Annotated in this window: 14 protein-coding genes and 1 pseudogene; 12 read left to right on the top strand and 3 right to left on the bottom strand. The window is 71.5% G+C overall.

Features of this window, described 5'->3' with window-relative positions:
• The first annotated feature begins 11 nt into the window (after window positions 1-11).
• Both K4G64_RS14745 and K4G64_RS14740 read left to right on the top strand, forming a co-directional pair.
• Window positions 12-563, top strand: coding sequence for a TetR/AcrR family transcriptional regulator (locus tag K4G64_RS14745; protein ID WP_221756493.1), 552 nt, complete (start codon window positions 12-14; stop codon window positions 561-563).
• Entirely contained in the window at window positions 560-2,095 is a 1,536-nt protein-coding gene (locus tag K4G64_RS14740) for an MFS transporter (RefSeq protein ID WP_221756492.1), read from the top strand. The genes K4G64_RS14745 and K4G64_RS14740 overlap by 4 nt, the downstream gene beginning before the upstream one ends.
• Before the next feature lie 230 nt (window positions 2,096-2,325).
• Here K4G64_RS14740 and K4G64_RS14735 read toward each other — a convergent pair whose 3' ends face one another.
• On the bottom strand, window positions 2,326-3,000 hold the full coding sequence (locus tag K4G64_RS14735) for a 1-acyl-sn-glycerol-3-phosphate acyltransferase (RefSeq protein WP_221756491.1): 675 nt from the start codon (window positions 2,998-3,000) through the stop codon (window positions 2,326-2,328).
• A 385-nt stretch (window positions 3,001-3,385) separates the two neighbouring features.
• Between K4G64_RS14735 and K4G64_RS14730 the strand changes: the two genes are divergently transcribed.
• The 3 genes from K4G64_RS14730 (at window position 3,386) to K4G64_RS14720 (ending at window position 5,703) form a co-directional block, all read left to right on the top strand.
• On the top strand, window positions 3,386-4,546 hold the full coding sequence (locus K4G64_RS14730; RefSeq protein WP_221756490.1) for a glycerophosphodiester phosphodiesterase: 1,161 nt from the start codon (window positions 3,386-3,388) through the stop codon (window positions 4,544-4,546).
• A gap of 107 nt (window positions 4,547-4,653) precedes the next feature.
• The gene (locus K4G64_RS14725; protein ID WP_221756489.1) at window positions 4,654-5,148 is read left to right on the top strand and encodes an RNA polymerase sigma factor; all 495 of its coding nucleotides are present in this window, start codon (window positions 4,654-4,656) and stop codon (window positions 5,146-5,148) included.
• Between the two features lie 57 nt (window positions 5,149-5,205).
• Window positions 5,206-5,703, top strand: a complete 498-nt coding sequence (locus K4G64_RS14720; RefSeq protein ID WP_221756523.1) for a GNAT family N-acetyltransferase — start codon at window positions 5,206-5,208, stop codon at window positions 5,701-5,703.
• Between the two features lie 72 nt (window positions 5,704-5,775).
• Here the strand turns inward: K4G64_RS14720 and K4G64_RS14715 are convergent, their stop codons facing one another.
• Together K4G64_RS14715 and K4G64_RS14710 are read right to left on the bottom strand one after the other, a co-directional pair.
• Window positions 5,776-6,204, bottom strand: a complete 429-nt coding sequence (locus K4G64_RS14715) for a hypothetical protein (protein WP_221756488.1) — start codon at window positions 6,202-6,204, stop codon at window positions 5,776-5,778.
• On the bottom strand, window positions 6,185-6,544 hold the full coding sequence (locus tag K4G64_RS14710) for a hypothetical protein (protein WP_221756487.1): 360 nt from the start codon (window positions 6,542-6,544) through the stop codon (window positions 6,185-6,187). The genes K4G64_RS14715 and K4G64_RS14710 overlap by 20 nt, the downstream gene beginning before the upstream one ends.
• A 69-nt stretch (window positions 6,545-6,613) precedes the next feature.
• Between K4G64_RS14710 and K4G64_RS14705 the strand changes: the two genes are divergently transcribed.
• The 7 genes and pseudogenes from K4G64_RS14705 to K4G64_RS14675 all read left to right on the top strand — a co-directional run.
• Window positions 6,614-7,264, top strand: a complete 651-nt coding sequence (locus K4G64_RS14705; RefSeq protein ID WP_221756486.1) for an HAD-IA family hydrolase — start codon at window positions 6,614-6,616, stop codon at window positions 7,262-7,264.
• Between the two features lie 375 nt (window positions 7,265-7,639).
• Window positions 7,640-8,674: a methionine ABC transporter ATP-binding protein gene (locus K4G64_RS14700; RefSeq protein WP_221756485.1), complete on the top strand. Its 1,035-nt coding sequence runs from the start codon at window positions 7,640-7,642 to the stop codon at window positions 8,672-8,674.
• Entirely contained in the window at window positions 8,671-9,378 is a 708-nt protein-coding gene (locus K4G64_RS14695; protein ID WP_030842956.1) for a methionine ABC transporter permease, read from the top strand. Before K4G64_RS14700 ends, K4G64_RS14695 begins: the two co-directional genes overlap by 4 nt.
• Before the next feature lie 62 nt (window positions 9,379-9,440).
• The gene (locus K4G64_RS14690) at window positions 9,441-10,259 is read left to right on the top strand and encodes a MetQ/NlpA family ABC transporter substrate-binding protein (protein ID WP_221756484.1); all 819 of its coding nucleotides are present in this window, start codon (window positions 9,441-9,443) and stop codon (window positions 10,257-10,259) included.
• Between the two features lie 141 nt (window positions 10,260-10,400).
• On the top strand, window positions 10,401-11,033 hold the full coding sequence (locus K4G64_RS14685) for a GNAT family N-acetyltransferase (protein ID WP_221756483.1): 633 nt from the start codon (window positions 10,401-10,403) through the stop codon (window positions 11,031-11,033).
• A gap of 145 nt (window positions 11,034-11,178) precedes the next feature.
• On the top strand, window positions 11,179-12,399 hold the full coding sequence (gene cbiE, locus K4G64_RS14680) for a precorrin-6y C5,15-methyltransferase (decarboxylating) subunit CbiE (RefSeq protein ID WP_221756482.1): 1,221 nt from the start codon (window positions 11,179-11,181) through the stop codon (window positions 12,397-12,399).
• Window positions 12,400-12,766: 367 nt separating this feature from the next.
• A pseudogene (locus tag K4G64_RS14675) lies at window positions 12,767-14,504 on the top strand (5,6-dimethylbenzimidazole synthase); the annotation flags it as partial.

Here is a 14,504-nt window from a genome sequence, read left to right as displayed (position 1 = left end):
ATCGTTGTCTCATGGCTTTCGATCCCGAGCACGTGCTGCGCGCCGCCGCGGCCCTGCTGACCCGCAAATCCACCGCGACCATGGACGAGGTCGCCAAGGCCGCCGGAATCAGCCGGGCCACGCTGCACCGCCACTTCGCGGGGCGCGACGCCCTCGTCCGGGCGCTGGAGGCGCTCGGCATCGCGGAGTGCGAGGCCGCCCTGGACGCGGCCCGGCTCGACGAGGGCACGGCCGGCGAGGCCGTCCGCCGGCTGGTCGGCGCCATGGAGCCCGCCGCCGGGCTGCTCGCGTTCCTCTACACCGAGAACCAGCTGTTCGAGGGCGAGGAGCAGAACGCGGGCTGGGCCCTGATCGACGACCGGATCTCCGCGCTGTTCCGCCGCGGGCAGCTCGACGGAGAGTTCCGCATCGACCTCACGCCCGCCTGGCTCACCGAGGCGCTGTACGGCCTGATGGCCTCCGGCGCCTGGATGGTGCACAGCGGCAAGGGCGCCCCCAAGGACTTCCAGCACATGATCGTCGAGCTGCTGCTCGGCGGCGCACTCAGGAGAGAGGAATCATGACCAGCACCCTGCAGCCGACGATGACGACGGAGGCCGTGAAGCGCCCGGGCCGCTGGCTCGCGCTCGGCGTCCTCGTGCTCGCCGTGCTGCTGGTGGCCGTCGACGCGACCGTCCTCGGTCTCGCGACCCCCTACATCAGCGAGGACCTGCAGCCCTCCGGCACGCAGCTGCTGTGGATCGGCGACGTCTACTCGTTCGTCATCGCCGGTCTGCTCGTCTCGATGGGCAGCCTGGGTGACCGAATAGGCCGCAAGCGGATCCTGCTGATCGGTGCGACGGCGTTCGGCGCGATATCCGTGTTCAACGCCTACGCCACGACACCCGAGATGATGATCGTCGCCCGGGCGCTGCTCGGCGTCGCCGGCGCGACCCTGATGCCGGCCACGCTCGCCCTGATCCGCAACCTCTTCCACGACCCGCGCGAGCGCAGCCTCGCTGTCGGCATCTGGGGCGCCACCGCCTCCGCCGGTACGGCCGTCGGCCCGATCGTCGGCGGGTTCCTGCTGGAGCACTTCTGGTGGGGCTCGGTCTTCCTGATCAACCTGCCCGTGATGGTCGTCCTGGTCCTCGTCGGGATCAAGCTGCTGCCCGAGTCGCGCACCGAGAATCCCGGTCCCTGGGACCTGGTCAGCGTCGTGCTGTCGCTGGTCGGCATGATCGGCGTCGTGTACGCGATCAAGAAGGTCGCCACGCACGGCTTCGCGTGGAGCGCCCTTGCCGCGGGTCTGCTGGGTGCGGCCGCCCTGTACGGGTTCGTCCGCCGCCAGCTCAGGCTGCCGACACCGCTGCTCGACATGCGGCTGTTCCGCCACCGCGGCTTCAGCGGGGCGGTGCTGGCCGACCTGCTGACCATCCTCGGCCTGTCCGGGCTGGTGTTCTTCCTGTCCCAGTACCTGCAACTCGTCCAGGGCAGGCGCCCGTTCGAGGCCGGGCTGGCCGAACTGCCCGCGGCGATCGGCGCGGTGGTGGCCGGACTGATCGCGGGGCGCGCGGCCCGGCGCTTCTCGGTGCGGGCCGTGGTCTCCGGCGGCCTCGCGGCGATAGGCCTGGCTCTGGCCGCGCTGACGGTGCTCGACCAGTCCACGGGCTACCCGCTCCTCGGGACCGCGCTGCTGGTGGTCGGCGTGGGCGCCGGTTTCTCGTTCACCGTGACGGCGGACGTGATCCTCTCCAGCGTGCCCAAGGAGCAGGCGGGCTCGGCCTCCGCCGTGTCCGAGACGGCGTACGAACTCGGTGCCGCGCTCGGTATCGCCGCGCTCGGCTCGATCGTGACCGGCGTCTACCGCGACTTCACCGGCCCCGCGGGCACACCGGCCGCGGCCCACGAGTCACTGGGCGGCGCCGTCGAGGCGGCCACGCAGATGTCCGCCCACAACGCCGCGACGATGCTGGACGCGGCCCGCACGTCCTTCGTCGACGGCCTCGCCCTCGCGGCTGGCGTGGGCGCGACAGTCCTGCTGGCAGCGGCGGTGGCAGCGTGGTTCCTGCTACGGGGCCAGAAGCTGGAAGACAGCGCATCAGAACACGCGTAGGACCCCCGCCCTCTCAGGGGCGCGGGGAACTGCGCAAAGCGGGCACGGGGTCCTTCATGGCGACGCCCCTGAGGTCACGCCCCCAGGGGCGCGGGGAACTGCGCGACACGGCCACGGGGTTCCCCCCAACGACGCCCCCAGGGGCGCGGGGAACTGCGCGACAAGCCCCCACTCACCCGCAGCCGCCGACACTCCCCGGCAACCCGAGACCACCCGCGCCCCCGAAAAACCTACGCCGCTTCCTTCGCCTTGCTCGCGTACATGTCCACATACTCCTGCCCGGACAGCCGCATGACCTCGGCCATCACCGAGTCGGTCACGGCCCGCAGCACATACCGGTCCCGGTCCATCCCCTCGTACCGGGAGAACTCCATCGCCTCACCGAACCGCACCGTGACCTTCCCTGGCCGAGGCAACCCCGCCCCACCCGGCTGCAACTTGTCCGTGCCGATCATGGCGAACGGCACCACCGGCGCCCCCGTCATCAGCGTCAGCCGGGCGATTCCCGTCCGCCCCCGGTACAGCCGCCCGTCGGGCGACCGCGTCCCCTCCGGGTAGATGCCGAACATCCGGCCTTCCTCCAGCACCCGACGCCCGGTCATCAGCGCGGCGACACCACCCCGGCCACCGTCGCGGTCCACCGGGATCATGCCGACGCCGGTGAAGAACCACGCCATCAGTCGGCCCTTGAGGCCCTTGCCGGTCACGTACTCGTCCTTGCCGATGAAGACGACCTGACGGTCGCAGACCAACGGCAGGATCATCGAGTCGATGAACGTCAGGTGGTTGCCGGCCAGGATGACCGGGCCATCGCCGGGAATGTGCTCCGCACCCTCCACCTGTGGGCGGAACATCAGGCGCATGGCCGGGCCGAGCACTGCCTTGATGAACGCGAAGCGGGACAACGGGCCCTCCGGTGTCAAGGGATCTGTATGAGTCTGTGCAGGTGAGGACGATACTCGTGGCCCCGGTCATCGCGCACATCGGGCACGGCGACTTCACCGAGGCCTTACGCACTGTTGACGCGTGTTTACCTGCGGTGGCGCGCCGCCGACGACGCGAAACAGGGCCGACACGATGTGACGCACCTCGCCCCGGGGCTCACCGGACGCGTTCCCAGAACAGCCGCACCGAATCGAACGGACGCGACGAACCGTCAACTCGTCCTCCCCACCAGCCACTACGACATCCGACATCACCCGCGTGTTCCGCCCGGGGTCTCCCACTCGTCATGTACGCGCCCCTACGATCGGCCCGCACTGACGAGCCGAACGGCCAGGGAGGACGCTCATGGGAGCGCAGGAGTCGAACGAAGAAACGAGCGGTACCGGACGGCGGGCCCTGCTCGGCGCGGCGGTGCTCGGCGCCGGCGGAGCGGTCCTCGGCATGGCCGGCCCGGCGCGTGCCGACGCCACCCGGCACGGCGGCGGAGTGCGGAGCCTGCCCAAGCCGACGATCATCGGTCACCGCGGCGCCAGCGGCTACCGCCCGGAGCACACCTTCGGCTCGTACCAGCTGGCCCTCGACCTGGGCGCCGACATCGTCGAGGCGGGTGACCTGGTCCCGACGAAGGACGGTCACCTGGTCTGCCGTCACGAGCCGGAGATCGGCGGCACCACGGACGTCGCCGACCACCCCGAGTTCGCCGGCCGCAGGACGACCAAACTGCTCGACGGCGTCTCCACCACGGGCTGGTTCACCGAGGACTTCACGCTCGCCGAGCTGAAGACGCTGCGCGCGGTCGAGCGCATCCCGGCCAACCGCCCGCACAACACCCTCTACAACGGCCGCTGGGAGATCCCCACCTTCGAAGAGGTCCTGAGGTGGCAGGACGAGCAGACCCGCAAGCGGGGCAAGCAGGTGTGGATCTACCCCGAGCTCAAACACCCCACCTACTTCCGCAAGCAGGGCCTGCCGCTCGAGGAGCGCGTCGCCAAGCTGCTGCGCACGTACCGCAAGGACCGCCGCACCTCCCCGGTCATCCTCCAGTCCTTCGAGCCGACCAGCGTCCAGCGCCTGCACAAGCTCGTCGACAACCCGCTGGTCGTCCTGCTCTCCTCGGCGAACTCCCGGCCCTGGGACTTCGTCGAGACCGGCGACCCGCGCACCGTCGCCGACCTGGTCAAGCCGGCCGGTCTCAGGGAGATCGCCTCCTATGCGCAGGGCATCGGCCCGACCCTGGACCTGGTCATCCCGCGCGACGCCCAGGGCAACCTCACCCGGCCGACGACCCTCGTCCCCGACGCGCACAAGGTCGGCCTCATCCTCCACCCGTACACCATGCGCAACGAGAACCCCTTCCTGCCCGCGAACTTCCGCAAGGGCATGGACGCGGACGCCTACGGCGACGTCTTCGGCGCGTACCAGGCGTACTTCGCGACCGGCATCGACGGCGTCTTCACCGACCAGCCCGACACGGGTCTGCTGGCCCGCGCGGACTTCACCGGCTGAGCGCGGTCGACGACCGAGCACGTCAACATCCGGGCTCACACCCCCCGGTCGAGTGAGCTTCGGCCGCCCGGGCAACCCGCCTCCCGGGCGGCCGCGTCGCTCCGCATATGACGCACGACCTGGTCACCGCCCTGCGCCCGCTGCTCACCGCCGAGGCCTCCGCGGAGGCATATTCCGCCGGAACCGAGCCGGGCGACCTGGAGCAGGCGGTCTGGCTCCGGCTCCTGGAGCGCCTCGACGCCGAGGACCCGCCGGCCGACCCCCAGCGGTGGCTCCGCCGCGCCGTCCGCGCCGAGGCCCGTCGCACCCGCCGTACGAGCCGCCTCGAACAGCCGTACATCGCCGAACCCGTCGACGACGGGGAGCGCGATCCCGAACAGCTCGCCCTCGCAGCGGCCCGCGGCCGGGCCCTGCGCGAGGCCGTGCGCCGCCTCCCGGGCCGCTGCCCCCGGCTGATGGAGGCCCTGCTCTCGCCTGAAGACCTGACATACCGGGAAATCGCAGGGGAGTTGGGTATCTCACAGGGGAGTCTTGGGCCGGAACGTTCCAGATGCCTGGGATGTCTCCGGAGATTGCTCTCGCCGGAGGTTGCGGCCCGCTGAGGACGGGGATAGGAGTGGGGAACGACAGGTGATCAGATGAGCGGGAGGCGTGCGCACATGGGCATGAGCGTGACCATCTCTGCGGCGACCGAGCAGGACGCGGAGCAGATCTTCAGACTGCAGTACCTGTGCTTCCAGCCGGAGGCGGCGCTGTACGGGAACTACCGCATCGACCCGCTCGTCCAAACCCTCGACTCGGTCCGCGAAGAAGTCGCGCGCGACTGCGTCTTCGTGGCCCGGCTCGGCGAGGAGGTCGTGGGCTCGGTTCGCGGCGCGGCCACCGAGGACGGCGCCGCCGCGATCGGCAAGCTCTGCGTCCACCCCCGCCTCCAGGGCCACGGCATCGGCGCCCGACTCCTCCGTGCCGCCGAATCGGCCCTGGCCGGCCAGCACGGCGCCACCCGCTTCCGCCTCCACACCGGCCACCGCAGCGAGGGCAACCTCCGCCTCTACCGCAGGGTCGGCTACGAGACGGTGGGCACCTCCCAGGGCGCCGACGGCGTACCGGTGATCATCCTGGAGAAGCCGGCGAGCACCTACGCGGCGACGGCGTGATGATCGGCCTCCTTTAGGGGCGCGGGGAACTGCGTGACGAGCCACCGACGGCCCGCGGCCGCCTGACGCGTCTCAGGCGGCATCCTCCTTGGGCGCACCCTTGCGCAGCCAGTAGATGGCGGACACCGGCAAGAGCACGGGAATGAAGAGGTACCCCATCCCGAAGTCCGACCACACGGTCGCGTCCGGGAAGGCGGACGGCTCGACCAGGGTCCAGGTCCCCACCGTCAGCACTCCGACCAACTCGGCGACACAGCACGCCAGGGCGACCTTCCGTGCCGTCTCCCCACCCCGCACCAGCGTGTACGTGATGAACCCGTACACGACGCCCGCCACCGCCGACAGCGAGTACGCGAGCGGCGCCCGGTCGAACTCCGTCGCGATCTGATAGGCCGACCGCGACACCGCCCCCACGACCATCACGCCGTACAGCCACACCAGCAGCGTGCCCGGACCGCTGATCAGCCGGCGCCGGCTCACCTCAGCCTCCCCAGATGTCATGGAGACGCACCTCCAGCACCGCCAGCACGACACCGCCGGCGGCGACGGTCACCGAACCCCACCGGGTCCGCTCGGCCAGCGACATGAACCCGGCCGCCGGGATGCACGCGAACGCCCCCAGCAGATACGCCACGAAGATCGTCGTGCCCTGCTCCGGCTTCTCGCCCTGCGCGAGCAGCACGATCCCCACCACCAGCTGGATCAGCGACAGCAGCGTGACCACGGCCATCCCGATGAAGTGCCAGTCCTTCGTCGGCTGGTCGCGGTAGGCCGCCCAGCCGCACCAGGCGGCGAGCAGCAGCGCGGCGACGCCGGTCACCAGCGTCAGGGCATCAAGCATGCTGCGACCTTATTACGGCCGAAAAGGCCCGATGCTTCCGGCCCTGGCCTGCACCGTAGGGTCGAGGACATGACGATCCACGCCCAGGCCCTGCTCTTCGACAACGACGGAACCCTCGTCTCCTCCCTCGCCTCGGTGGACCGCTGCTGGACGCGGTGGGCGGGGGAGTACGGGATCACGGCGGAGCAGTTCGCGCGGGTCGAGCTGCACGGCCGGCCGGCCGCCGAGATAGCCGCCGACCTCCTGCCCGCCGAGCTCGTGCCCCAGGCCGTCGCGCGGATCGAGGACCTGGAGGTGGACGACGTACCGAACGACGGGGTGCACCTGCTGCCGGGCACCCGGGCCTTCCTCGACGTGCTGCCCGCCGAGCGCTGGGCCGTGGTCACCTCCGCCACCCGGCGGCTGGCCGAGGCCCGGCTCGACGCCGTCGGCATCCTGCCCAAGACCCTCGTCGCCGCCGACGACATCACGCGCGGCAAGCCCGACCCCGAGCCCTACCTGCTCGCCGCCCGCGCGCTCGGCGTCGACCCCGCGCACTGCGTCGTGTTCGAGGACGCCCCCGCGGGCCTCGCGGCCGGACGCGCCGCCGGCATGACCACCGTGGCGTTGACCACAACCCACCAGGCCCACGAACTGCGTGCCGACCTGGTCGTCGAGAACCTGTCGGCCCTGTCCGCACTGGTCACCGACCAGGGCGTGGAGATCTCCCCGCGCGGCTGACAGGCCGCGACCTCCGTCCACCGCTGTCCAGCATCCGGACAGCGGAGGGCCGGTCAGGACCGTACACATGTTTTACTGACGGCATGACCACGACGAGCTACCGCATCCCCGCGACCGAGGCGACCATGACGCCCGGTGCTCGTTGTATGTGTCGAATGTGCGCCTTCTAGAGGGCCCCTGCACCACCCCTGAGCTCGCGCCCCGAAGCGAGACGCGGCCTGTCCGCACGCCCTGAGCGCTGCGTGACCCGAAGCCGCCCCGCGCACATGTTCTCCCCGGTTCCACTCCCTAGCGAGAACCGTGTCGCGTCCCTGACCGAATGCACCTGTGCCCGGGCACACCCACGCCCGCGCACTCGACAGTGACGGAATCCCAGTGATCACCACCTCGGGCCTGACCAAGGTCTACCGTGCACGCGGCCGCGAGGTCACCGCCCTGGACGGCGTCGACCTGCACGTCCGTGAAGGCGAGGTGTACGGCGTCATCGGCCAGTCCGGCGCCGGCAAGTCCTCGCTCATCCGCTGCGTCAACCTGCTGGAGCGCCCCACCTCCGGCACCGTGACCGTCGCCGGGCAGGACCTCACCGCCCTGGCCGGCCGGGGCCCGCGCGCCGGAAAGGAACTGCGCCGGGCGCGCAGCCGCATCGGCATGGTCTTCCAGCACTTCAACCTGCTGTCCTCCCGGACCGTCCAGGACAACGTCGAGCTGCCGCTGGAGATCCTCGGGAAGTCCGGGAAGGAACGCTCCCGCAAGGCGCTGGAGCTGCTCGACCTGGTGGGCCTCGCCGACAAGGCCTCGTCCTACCCCGCGCAGCTCTCCGGCGGCCAGAAGCAGCGCGTCGGCATCGCCCGCGCCCTCGCCGGCGACCCGAAGGTGCTGCTGTCCGACGAGGCCACCAGCGCCCTCGACCCCGAAACCACCCGCTCGATCCTGGCGTTGCTGCGCGACCTCAACCGCCAGCTCGGTCTGACCGTCCTGCTCATCACCCACGAGATGGACGTCGTGAAGTCGGTCTGCGACTCGGCCGCGCTGATGGAGAACGGGCGCATCGTCGAGTCGGGCACGGTCAGCGAGCTCCTCGCGACCCCCGGCTCCGAACTCGCCTCGGCGCTGTTCCCGCTCGACGGCGAGGCCTCCGGCGAGGACCGCACGGTCGTCGACGTCACCTTCCAGGGCGAGAGCGCCACCCAGCCCGTCATCTCGCAGCTCGCCCGCACCTACAACATCGACATATCGATTCTCGGCGCGGCCATCGACACCGTCGGCGGCCTCCAGGTCGGCCGGATGCGCATCGAACTGCCCGGCCGCTACGAGGACAACGTCGTGCCCATCGGCTTCCTGCGTGAACAGGGCCTCCAGATCGACCTCCCGGGCCACGAGTCCGAACTGGTGAAGGAAGGTGCGAAGTGACCTGGTCCGAGATGCAGCCCCTGCTGGAGCAGGCGTGTTGGGACACCCTCTACATGGTCGGCTGGTCCACGCTCATCGCCGTCGTCGGCGGACTGCCGCTCGGCGTCCTGCTGGTCCTGACCGACCGCGGCGGCCTGCTCCAGAACCTCGCGGCCAACAAGGTCATCGGGCAGGTCGTGAACATCGCCCGCTCCCTGCCCTTCATTATCCTGATGGTCGCGCTGATGGGCTTCACCCGCTCGATCACCGGTACGACCATCGGCGTCGAGGCGGCCATCGTGCCACTCGCCGTAGGCGCCATCCCGTTCTTCGCGCGCCTGGTCGAGACGGCCGTCCGCGAAGTGGACCACGGGCTCGTCGAGGCCGTGCAGTCCATGGGCGGCAACACCTGGACCATCGTCCGCAAGGTGCTCGTCCCCGAGTCCCTGCCGTCGCTGATCTCCAGCACCACCACCACGATCGTCGCCCTCATCGGCTACTCCGCCATGGCGGGCACGGTCGGCGCCGGAGGCCTCGGAGACATCGCCATCCGGTACGGCTACCAGCGCTTCGAGACCCAGCTGATGTGGATCACCGTGGCGATCCTCGCCGTCGTCATCTCGGTCATCCAGTTCGCCGGCGACTACGCGGCCCGCTCCCTGCACCGCCGCGGCGCCCACTCCGGCCCCGCCCCCAAACTGCGGCTGCTCAAAGCCGCTTCCTGATCTCCTCGTCCACCCACGACGAGGTCGCACCACTCGCAAGGTCATAAGGAAAGGCACTTTTCGTGCGTAACACCGCCAAGATCACCACCGCCGTTCTCGCCGCCGGAGCCCTCACCCTCGGGCTCAGCGCCTGCGGCGCGGACAGCTCCGACACCGACGGACCCCTGATCGTCGCCGCCAGCCCCGTCCCGCACGCCGAGATCCTGAACTTCGTCAAGGACAATCTGGCGAAGAAGGAGGGCCTCGACCTGGAGGTCAAGGAGTTCACCGACTACGTCACGCCGAACACGGCGACGCAGGACGGCTCCGTCGGCGCCAACTACTTCCAGAACAAGCCGTACCTCGACGACTTCAACAAGAAGAACGGCACCGACATCGTGCCCGTCGTCACGGTCCACCTGGAGCCGCTCGGCCTCTACTCCCACAAGGTCAAGAAGGCCGACGACCTGAAGAGCGGTGCGACCGTCGCCATCCCCAACGACACGGTCAACGAGGCCCGCGCCCTCAAGCTCCTCGCCGCCAACGGGCTCATCACCCTCAAGGCGGGCGTCGGCAACGAGGCGACCCCCTCCGACGTCACCAAGAACCCCAAGAACCTCACGTTCAAGGAGCTGGAGGCGGCCCAGACCCCGCGCTCCCTCGACGACGTGGACGCGGCCGTGGTCAACGGCAACTACGCCATCGAGTCCGACCTCAAGCCCGCCAAGGACGCCCTCGTCCTCGAGTCCCCGAAGAACAACCCCTACGGCAACTTCCTCGCCGTGAAGAAGGGCCAGGAGGACGACCCGCGCGTGAAGAAGCTCGCGAAGCTCCTCACCTCGCCCGAGGTCAAGAAGTTCATCCAGGACAAGTACGCCGGCTCGGTGCTCGCCTCCTTCTGAGCCCACGCCCGGCACCCGCGCACACGGGGTCCTTCCCCCCACCCGGTGGGAAGGGCCCCGTGGTGCGGATCAGTGCGTTCATGCTGCATGCTGGGCAGTTCAGCATGCCCTGAAGGTTCACCGAAGGTTACGGAGCGGCGCATGACGAGCACCTTCCCCAACATCTCCATCAGCACGGAGCGGTTGGTGCTGCGTCCCCTCGACGAAGACGACGTCCCCTCCCTGGCCGCCATGATGAACGACGAACAAGTGGCGGCCTGGACCTCCGTCCCCCAGCCCTTCACGGAGGACGGCGCCCGCACCTGGATCACCGAGTACGCCCCCACGCAGCGCACCGAGGGACACGGCATCGACTTCGCGATCACCGAGTTCCTCACCCAGCGACTGGTCGGCGTCATCCAGCTCTCCAAGACCAACTGGCACGTCCGCTCCACCGAGCTGTCGTACATCATCGCCCCCTGGGCCCGCGGCGAGGGCTACGCCTCCGAGGCCGCCCTCGTCACCGCCCAGTGGCTCTTCACGGACCAGAAGTTCGAGCGCATCGAACTGCGCACGGCGGCCGACAACACCGCCTCCCAGCAGGTCGCCCAGAAGATCGGCTGTATCAGCGAGGGCGTGCTGCGCAACGCCTGTATAGCCCGGGCCCGTGCCGAGGACGGCGCGTGGACCGACGTACGCACGGACTTCATCGTCTGGAGCCTGCTCCCCGAAGACCTGGAAGGCGTCGGCGAACAGCTCCGCGACGGTTTCACGTCCTTCGGCGACTGGAACTGACCGCACCCCCCGGAGGACGACGGTGACGACGACACCGAAACTCCCTCCGACACCTCCACCGGGTACCCTCACGGAGCCCGCCCCCGGGTTGTTCCCCCACCACGCCACGCAGACGACCTGCGAAAACCCCTGGAGACTGACGACGATGGCCGACCGGGTCACGGTGATCGGCTGGGACGGTTCGCCGCTGACCGCAGCGGCGAGCGCCGCCCTGGGCGCCGCCACGCTCGTGGCCGGTGCCGCCCACCACCTGGCGCTCCCCGAGGTGCCCGCCGGGGCCGAGCGCATCCGCCTCGGCAGTGTCGCGCTGGCCGCCCGCCGCATCGCCGCCCACCGCGGCACGGCCGTCGTGCTCGCCGACGGCGACCCCGGCTTCTTCGGCGTCGTCCGCACCCTGCGCGCCCCCGAGTTCGGACTCGAGGTGGAGGTCGTCCCCGCCGTCTCCTCCGTCGCCGCCGCCTTCGCCCGCGCGGGCATGCCCTGGGACGACGCACAGGTGGTCGTCGCACACCCCCGCACCCTGCGCCGCGCGGTCAACGTATGCCGCGCCCACACCAAGGTCGCCGTCCTCACCTCACCCGGTGCCGGGCCCGCCGAACTCGGCCTGCTCCTCGAAGGAGTCCACCGCTCCTTCGTCGTCTGCGAGGAACTCGGCACCGCCCGCGAACGCGTCTCCGTCGTCACCTCCGACAAGGCCGCCGACCACACCTGGCGCGACCCCAACGTCGTCATCGTCCTCGGCGGCCCGGCCGGGCCCGGCACCGCGGGGGAGACCGGGGGCTGGATCTCCGGCCGCGACCCCTCCACCGGGCCGCGCGGCTGGACCCTGCCCGCCGACGCGTACGGCGCGGACCTCGGCGAGGGTGAGACCCAGCTGCTGCGCGCCTCCCAACTCGCCCACCTCGGGCCCCGCGTCGGCGACCTGGTGTGGGACATCGGCTGCGGCAGCGGGGCCTTCGCCATCGAGGCCGCCCGCGCCGGTGCCGCCGTCCTCGCCGTCGACAGCGACCTGGCCGCCTGCGCCCGCACCGACGCCGCCGCCCGCCGCCTCGGCGTCCAACTCCAGATCGTGCACGGCACCGCCCCGCACATCCTGGAAAACCTCCCCGAACCGGACGTCGTCCGCGTCGGGGGCGGGGGAGCGGCCGTCGTCTCGGCGGTCGCCGACCGCCGTCCGCAGCGCATCGTCACGCACGCCGCGACCCGCGACGCCGCCGAACTCATCGGCCGCGATCTGACCGAGCACGGCTACGGCGTCGAGTGCGCCCTGCTGCAGTCCGTCGAACTCGACACCCGGGCCTGGGCGGAGAAGGAGCGGAGCGTCGCGTTCCTGCTCAGCGGCGTGCTGCCGCGACGCGGCGCCTGATCCCGCCACCGTCCCCGTGATCGGGTTGTCGTACTGCGCGCGGTAGGCTGGCCGATCGCTGCACCGCACCAGGACGCCCGACGCTTCGTCGGTCAATGTCCGGAAAACCCGCCCGTTTTGGGGTGTGTGTGGTACGGCAGAACCGGAGGACGCGCAACGTGGCGCAGTCCACAGCGGAACCGTCGCGGATCAAGCTGCCGTGAAGGTGCTACGGCCGCAACAATGCCAGTGAATGGCTTTGTCGCCTTTTCCGGGCGGACCGTTCGTGCCGCTGGGGACGCACGCTCGTTCTTCACTGCGGGGCGGTCGGTGCGCCGTTCCGGGCGAGCAGGTCGTAGGAGCACTAACCGATGGGCGAGGGGTACGCATGACCGACACCGGCCAGGTCCCGGGCGAGGGACTGCCGGAGAGCGCAGGCATGGTGGAGCACCCGGGCACCTCCGCGCCCGGTGCGTACACCTACCTCTCCGAGACCACCGCCGAGACCGAGGACGAAGACCTGCTGCTGCCGGGCGCCCAGGGCGCCTGGGGCAACGAGGTCCCGCCGCCCGCGCCGGAGCCGGTCCTGGAGACCGTCCACCAGCCGGGCCCGCACGAGATCTCCGGCCGCGACAGCGGCTCGGTCGACCTCAGCGCGGTCCGTCTGCCCGACCCGCCGCCGATCCCGCCGGTCTCCCCGCGCAGGCCCCTGCACCTCGGCCCGCCGCTGCCGGACAGCTCCGCCAGCCCGGTCCGCTCGCTGGCCGACCGCGGTCCGGCGGACGCGCCCGTTCGCCAGCCGGTGCCCGCCTCGGCGGGCCCCGAGTACCTCGACGGCCCTCGCGCCCCCGAGGCGGCGGCGTCACAGCCCGCCGCGCCGTGGGGCGCGCCGGTCACGAACCCGGCGCCGGTGAGCGCCGGGGTGGCGCCTGCGGAAACGGTTGTTCCGGCAACGGAACCGGCGGGCACGGCCCAGGCGGTCGCGCCCGGCGGCACGGCGGACGCGGCGACGGCTGTGGCGGCGGACGTGACAGCGGATGTGACGGCGCAGACCAGCCACACGACCCCGCCGGTACCGACCCAGGCACAGGCCCCGGCACAGGCACAGTCACCGGCCGAGGCAGAGCAGGCCGCGAGCGAGCCGGCGGCCACCGCCGAGACCGGTGAGGCCCCGACGGCTGACCCCGCAGGAGCGGGCGTCGGTCCGGAGGGACCCCAAGTCGCCGTCGCGGAGGAGGTCATGCCCACGCAGGTGGACCCCGCGGAGCTGGGCGTGGACGCGGTGGCGGGCCAAGTGGCCGCCGCCCAGGCAGGGCTGGCCGCCGTCGGTGAGGCCGCCCCTGCTGCCGCCGGTGCCGTCGAGGCCGAGGCGCCCGAGGCCGGGTACGCGGCTCCCGGGCAGAGCATGGCCGTAGCGGGCGATCCCACCGGGGCCGTTGCCGCTCCGGAGGCCATCGCACAGCCTGCTTCAGCGCCCGAGCCGGTCGTGGCCGGACAAGTCCCGGACGTCTCCGCCGAACAGGCTCCTGCGGTCGCCGCCGAGCAGGCCGTCGCACCGGTCCCCGCCCCCGAGGCGGTTCAGGTTCCCGAGGCGGTTGTCGCCCCGGAACCGGCCGAACCGGCCGCCGTCGCGCCGCCCGAGGCCCCCGGTGTGGAGGCTCCCGCCCAGGTTCCGGACGCCGCGGCGCAGGCCCCCGAGGCGGCGGCCCCGGCGACCGACGTTGCCCCTGCTCCCGAGGCCACCGCACCGGTGCCGGACGCCACTGCCGCAGAGGCTGCGCCTCAGCCGCAGCCCGAGCCCCCGGCGGCACCTGACGCCGCGCCAGTCGCGCAGCAGCCCGAGCCGACGGTTCCGCAACCCACCACGCTCGGCCATGACGCTGTCGCCCCGGCCACCGACGCTGTCGCCACCCCTGAGCCGGTCCCGGCCGCCGAAGCTGTCGCCACCCCCGGGCCGGTCCCGGCGCCCGAGGCCGCGGCCACTCCGGCCGCCCCGGAGCCGGTGGCCCAGGCCGCCGTCCCTGCGGAGGCACCCGCTCCTGCCCCCGTGGTCCCGGAAGCCCCGGAAGCTCCGGAAACCCTGGAAGCGACCGCCCCGACCCAGCCTCCCGCGGCAACGGCGCCCC

Source organism: Streptomyces sp. WAC04114 (assembly GCF_019733245.1).
GTDB lineage: Bacteria > Actinomycetota > Actinomycetes > Streptomycetales > Streptomycetaceae > Streptomyces > Streptomyces massasporeus_A.
Note: the sequence above shows the minus strand (reverse complement) of the source record. Positions and strands in the feature narration are given on the sequence as shown.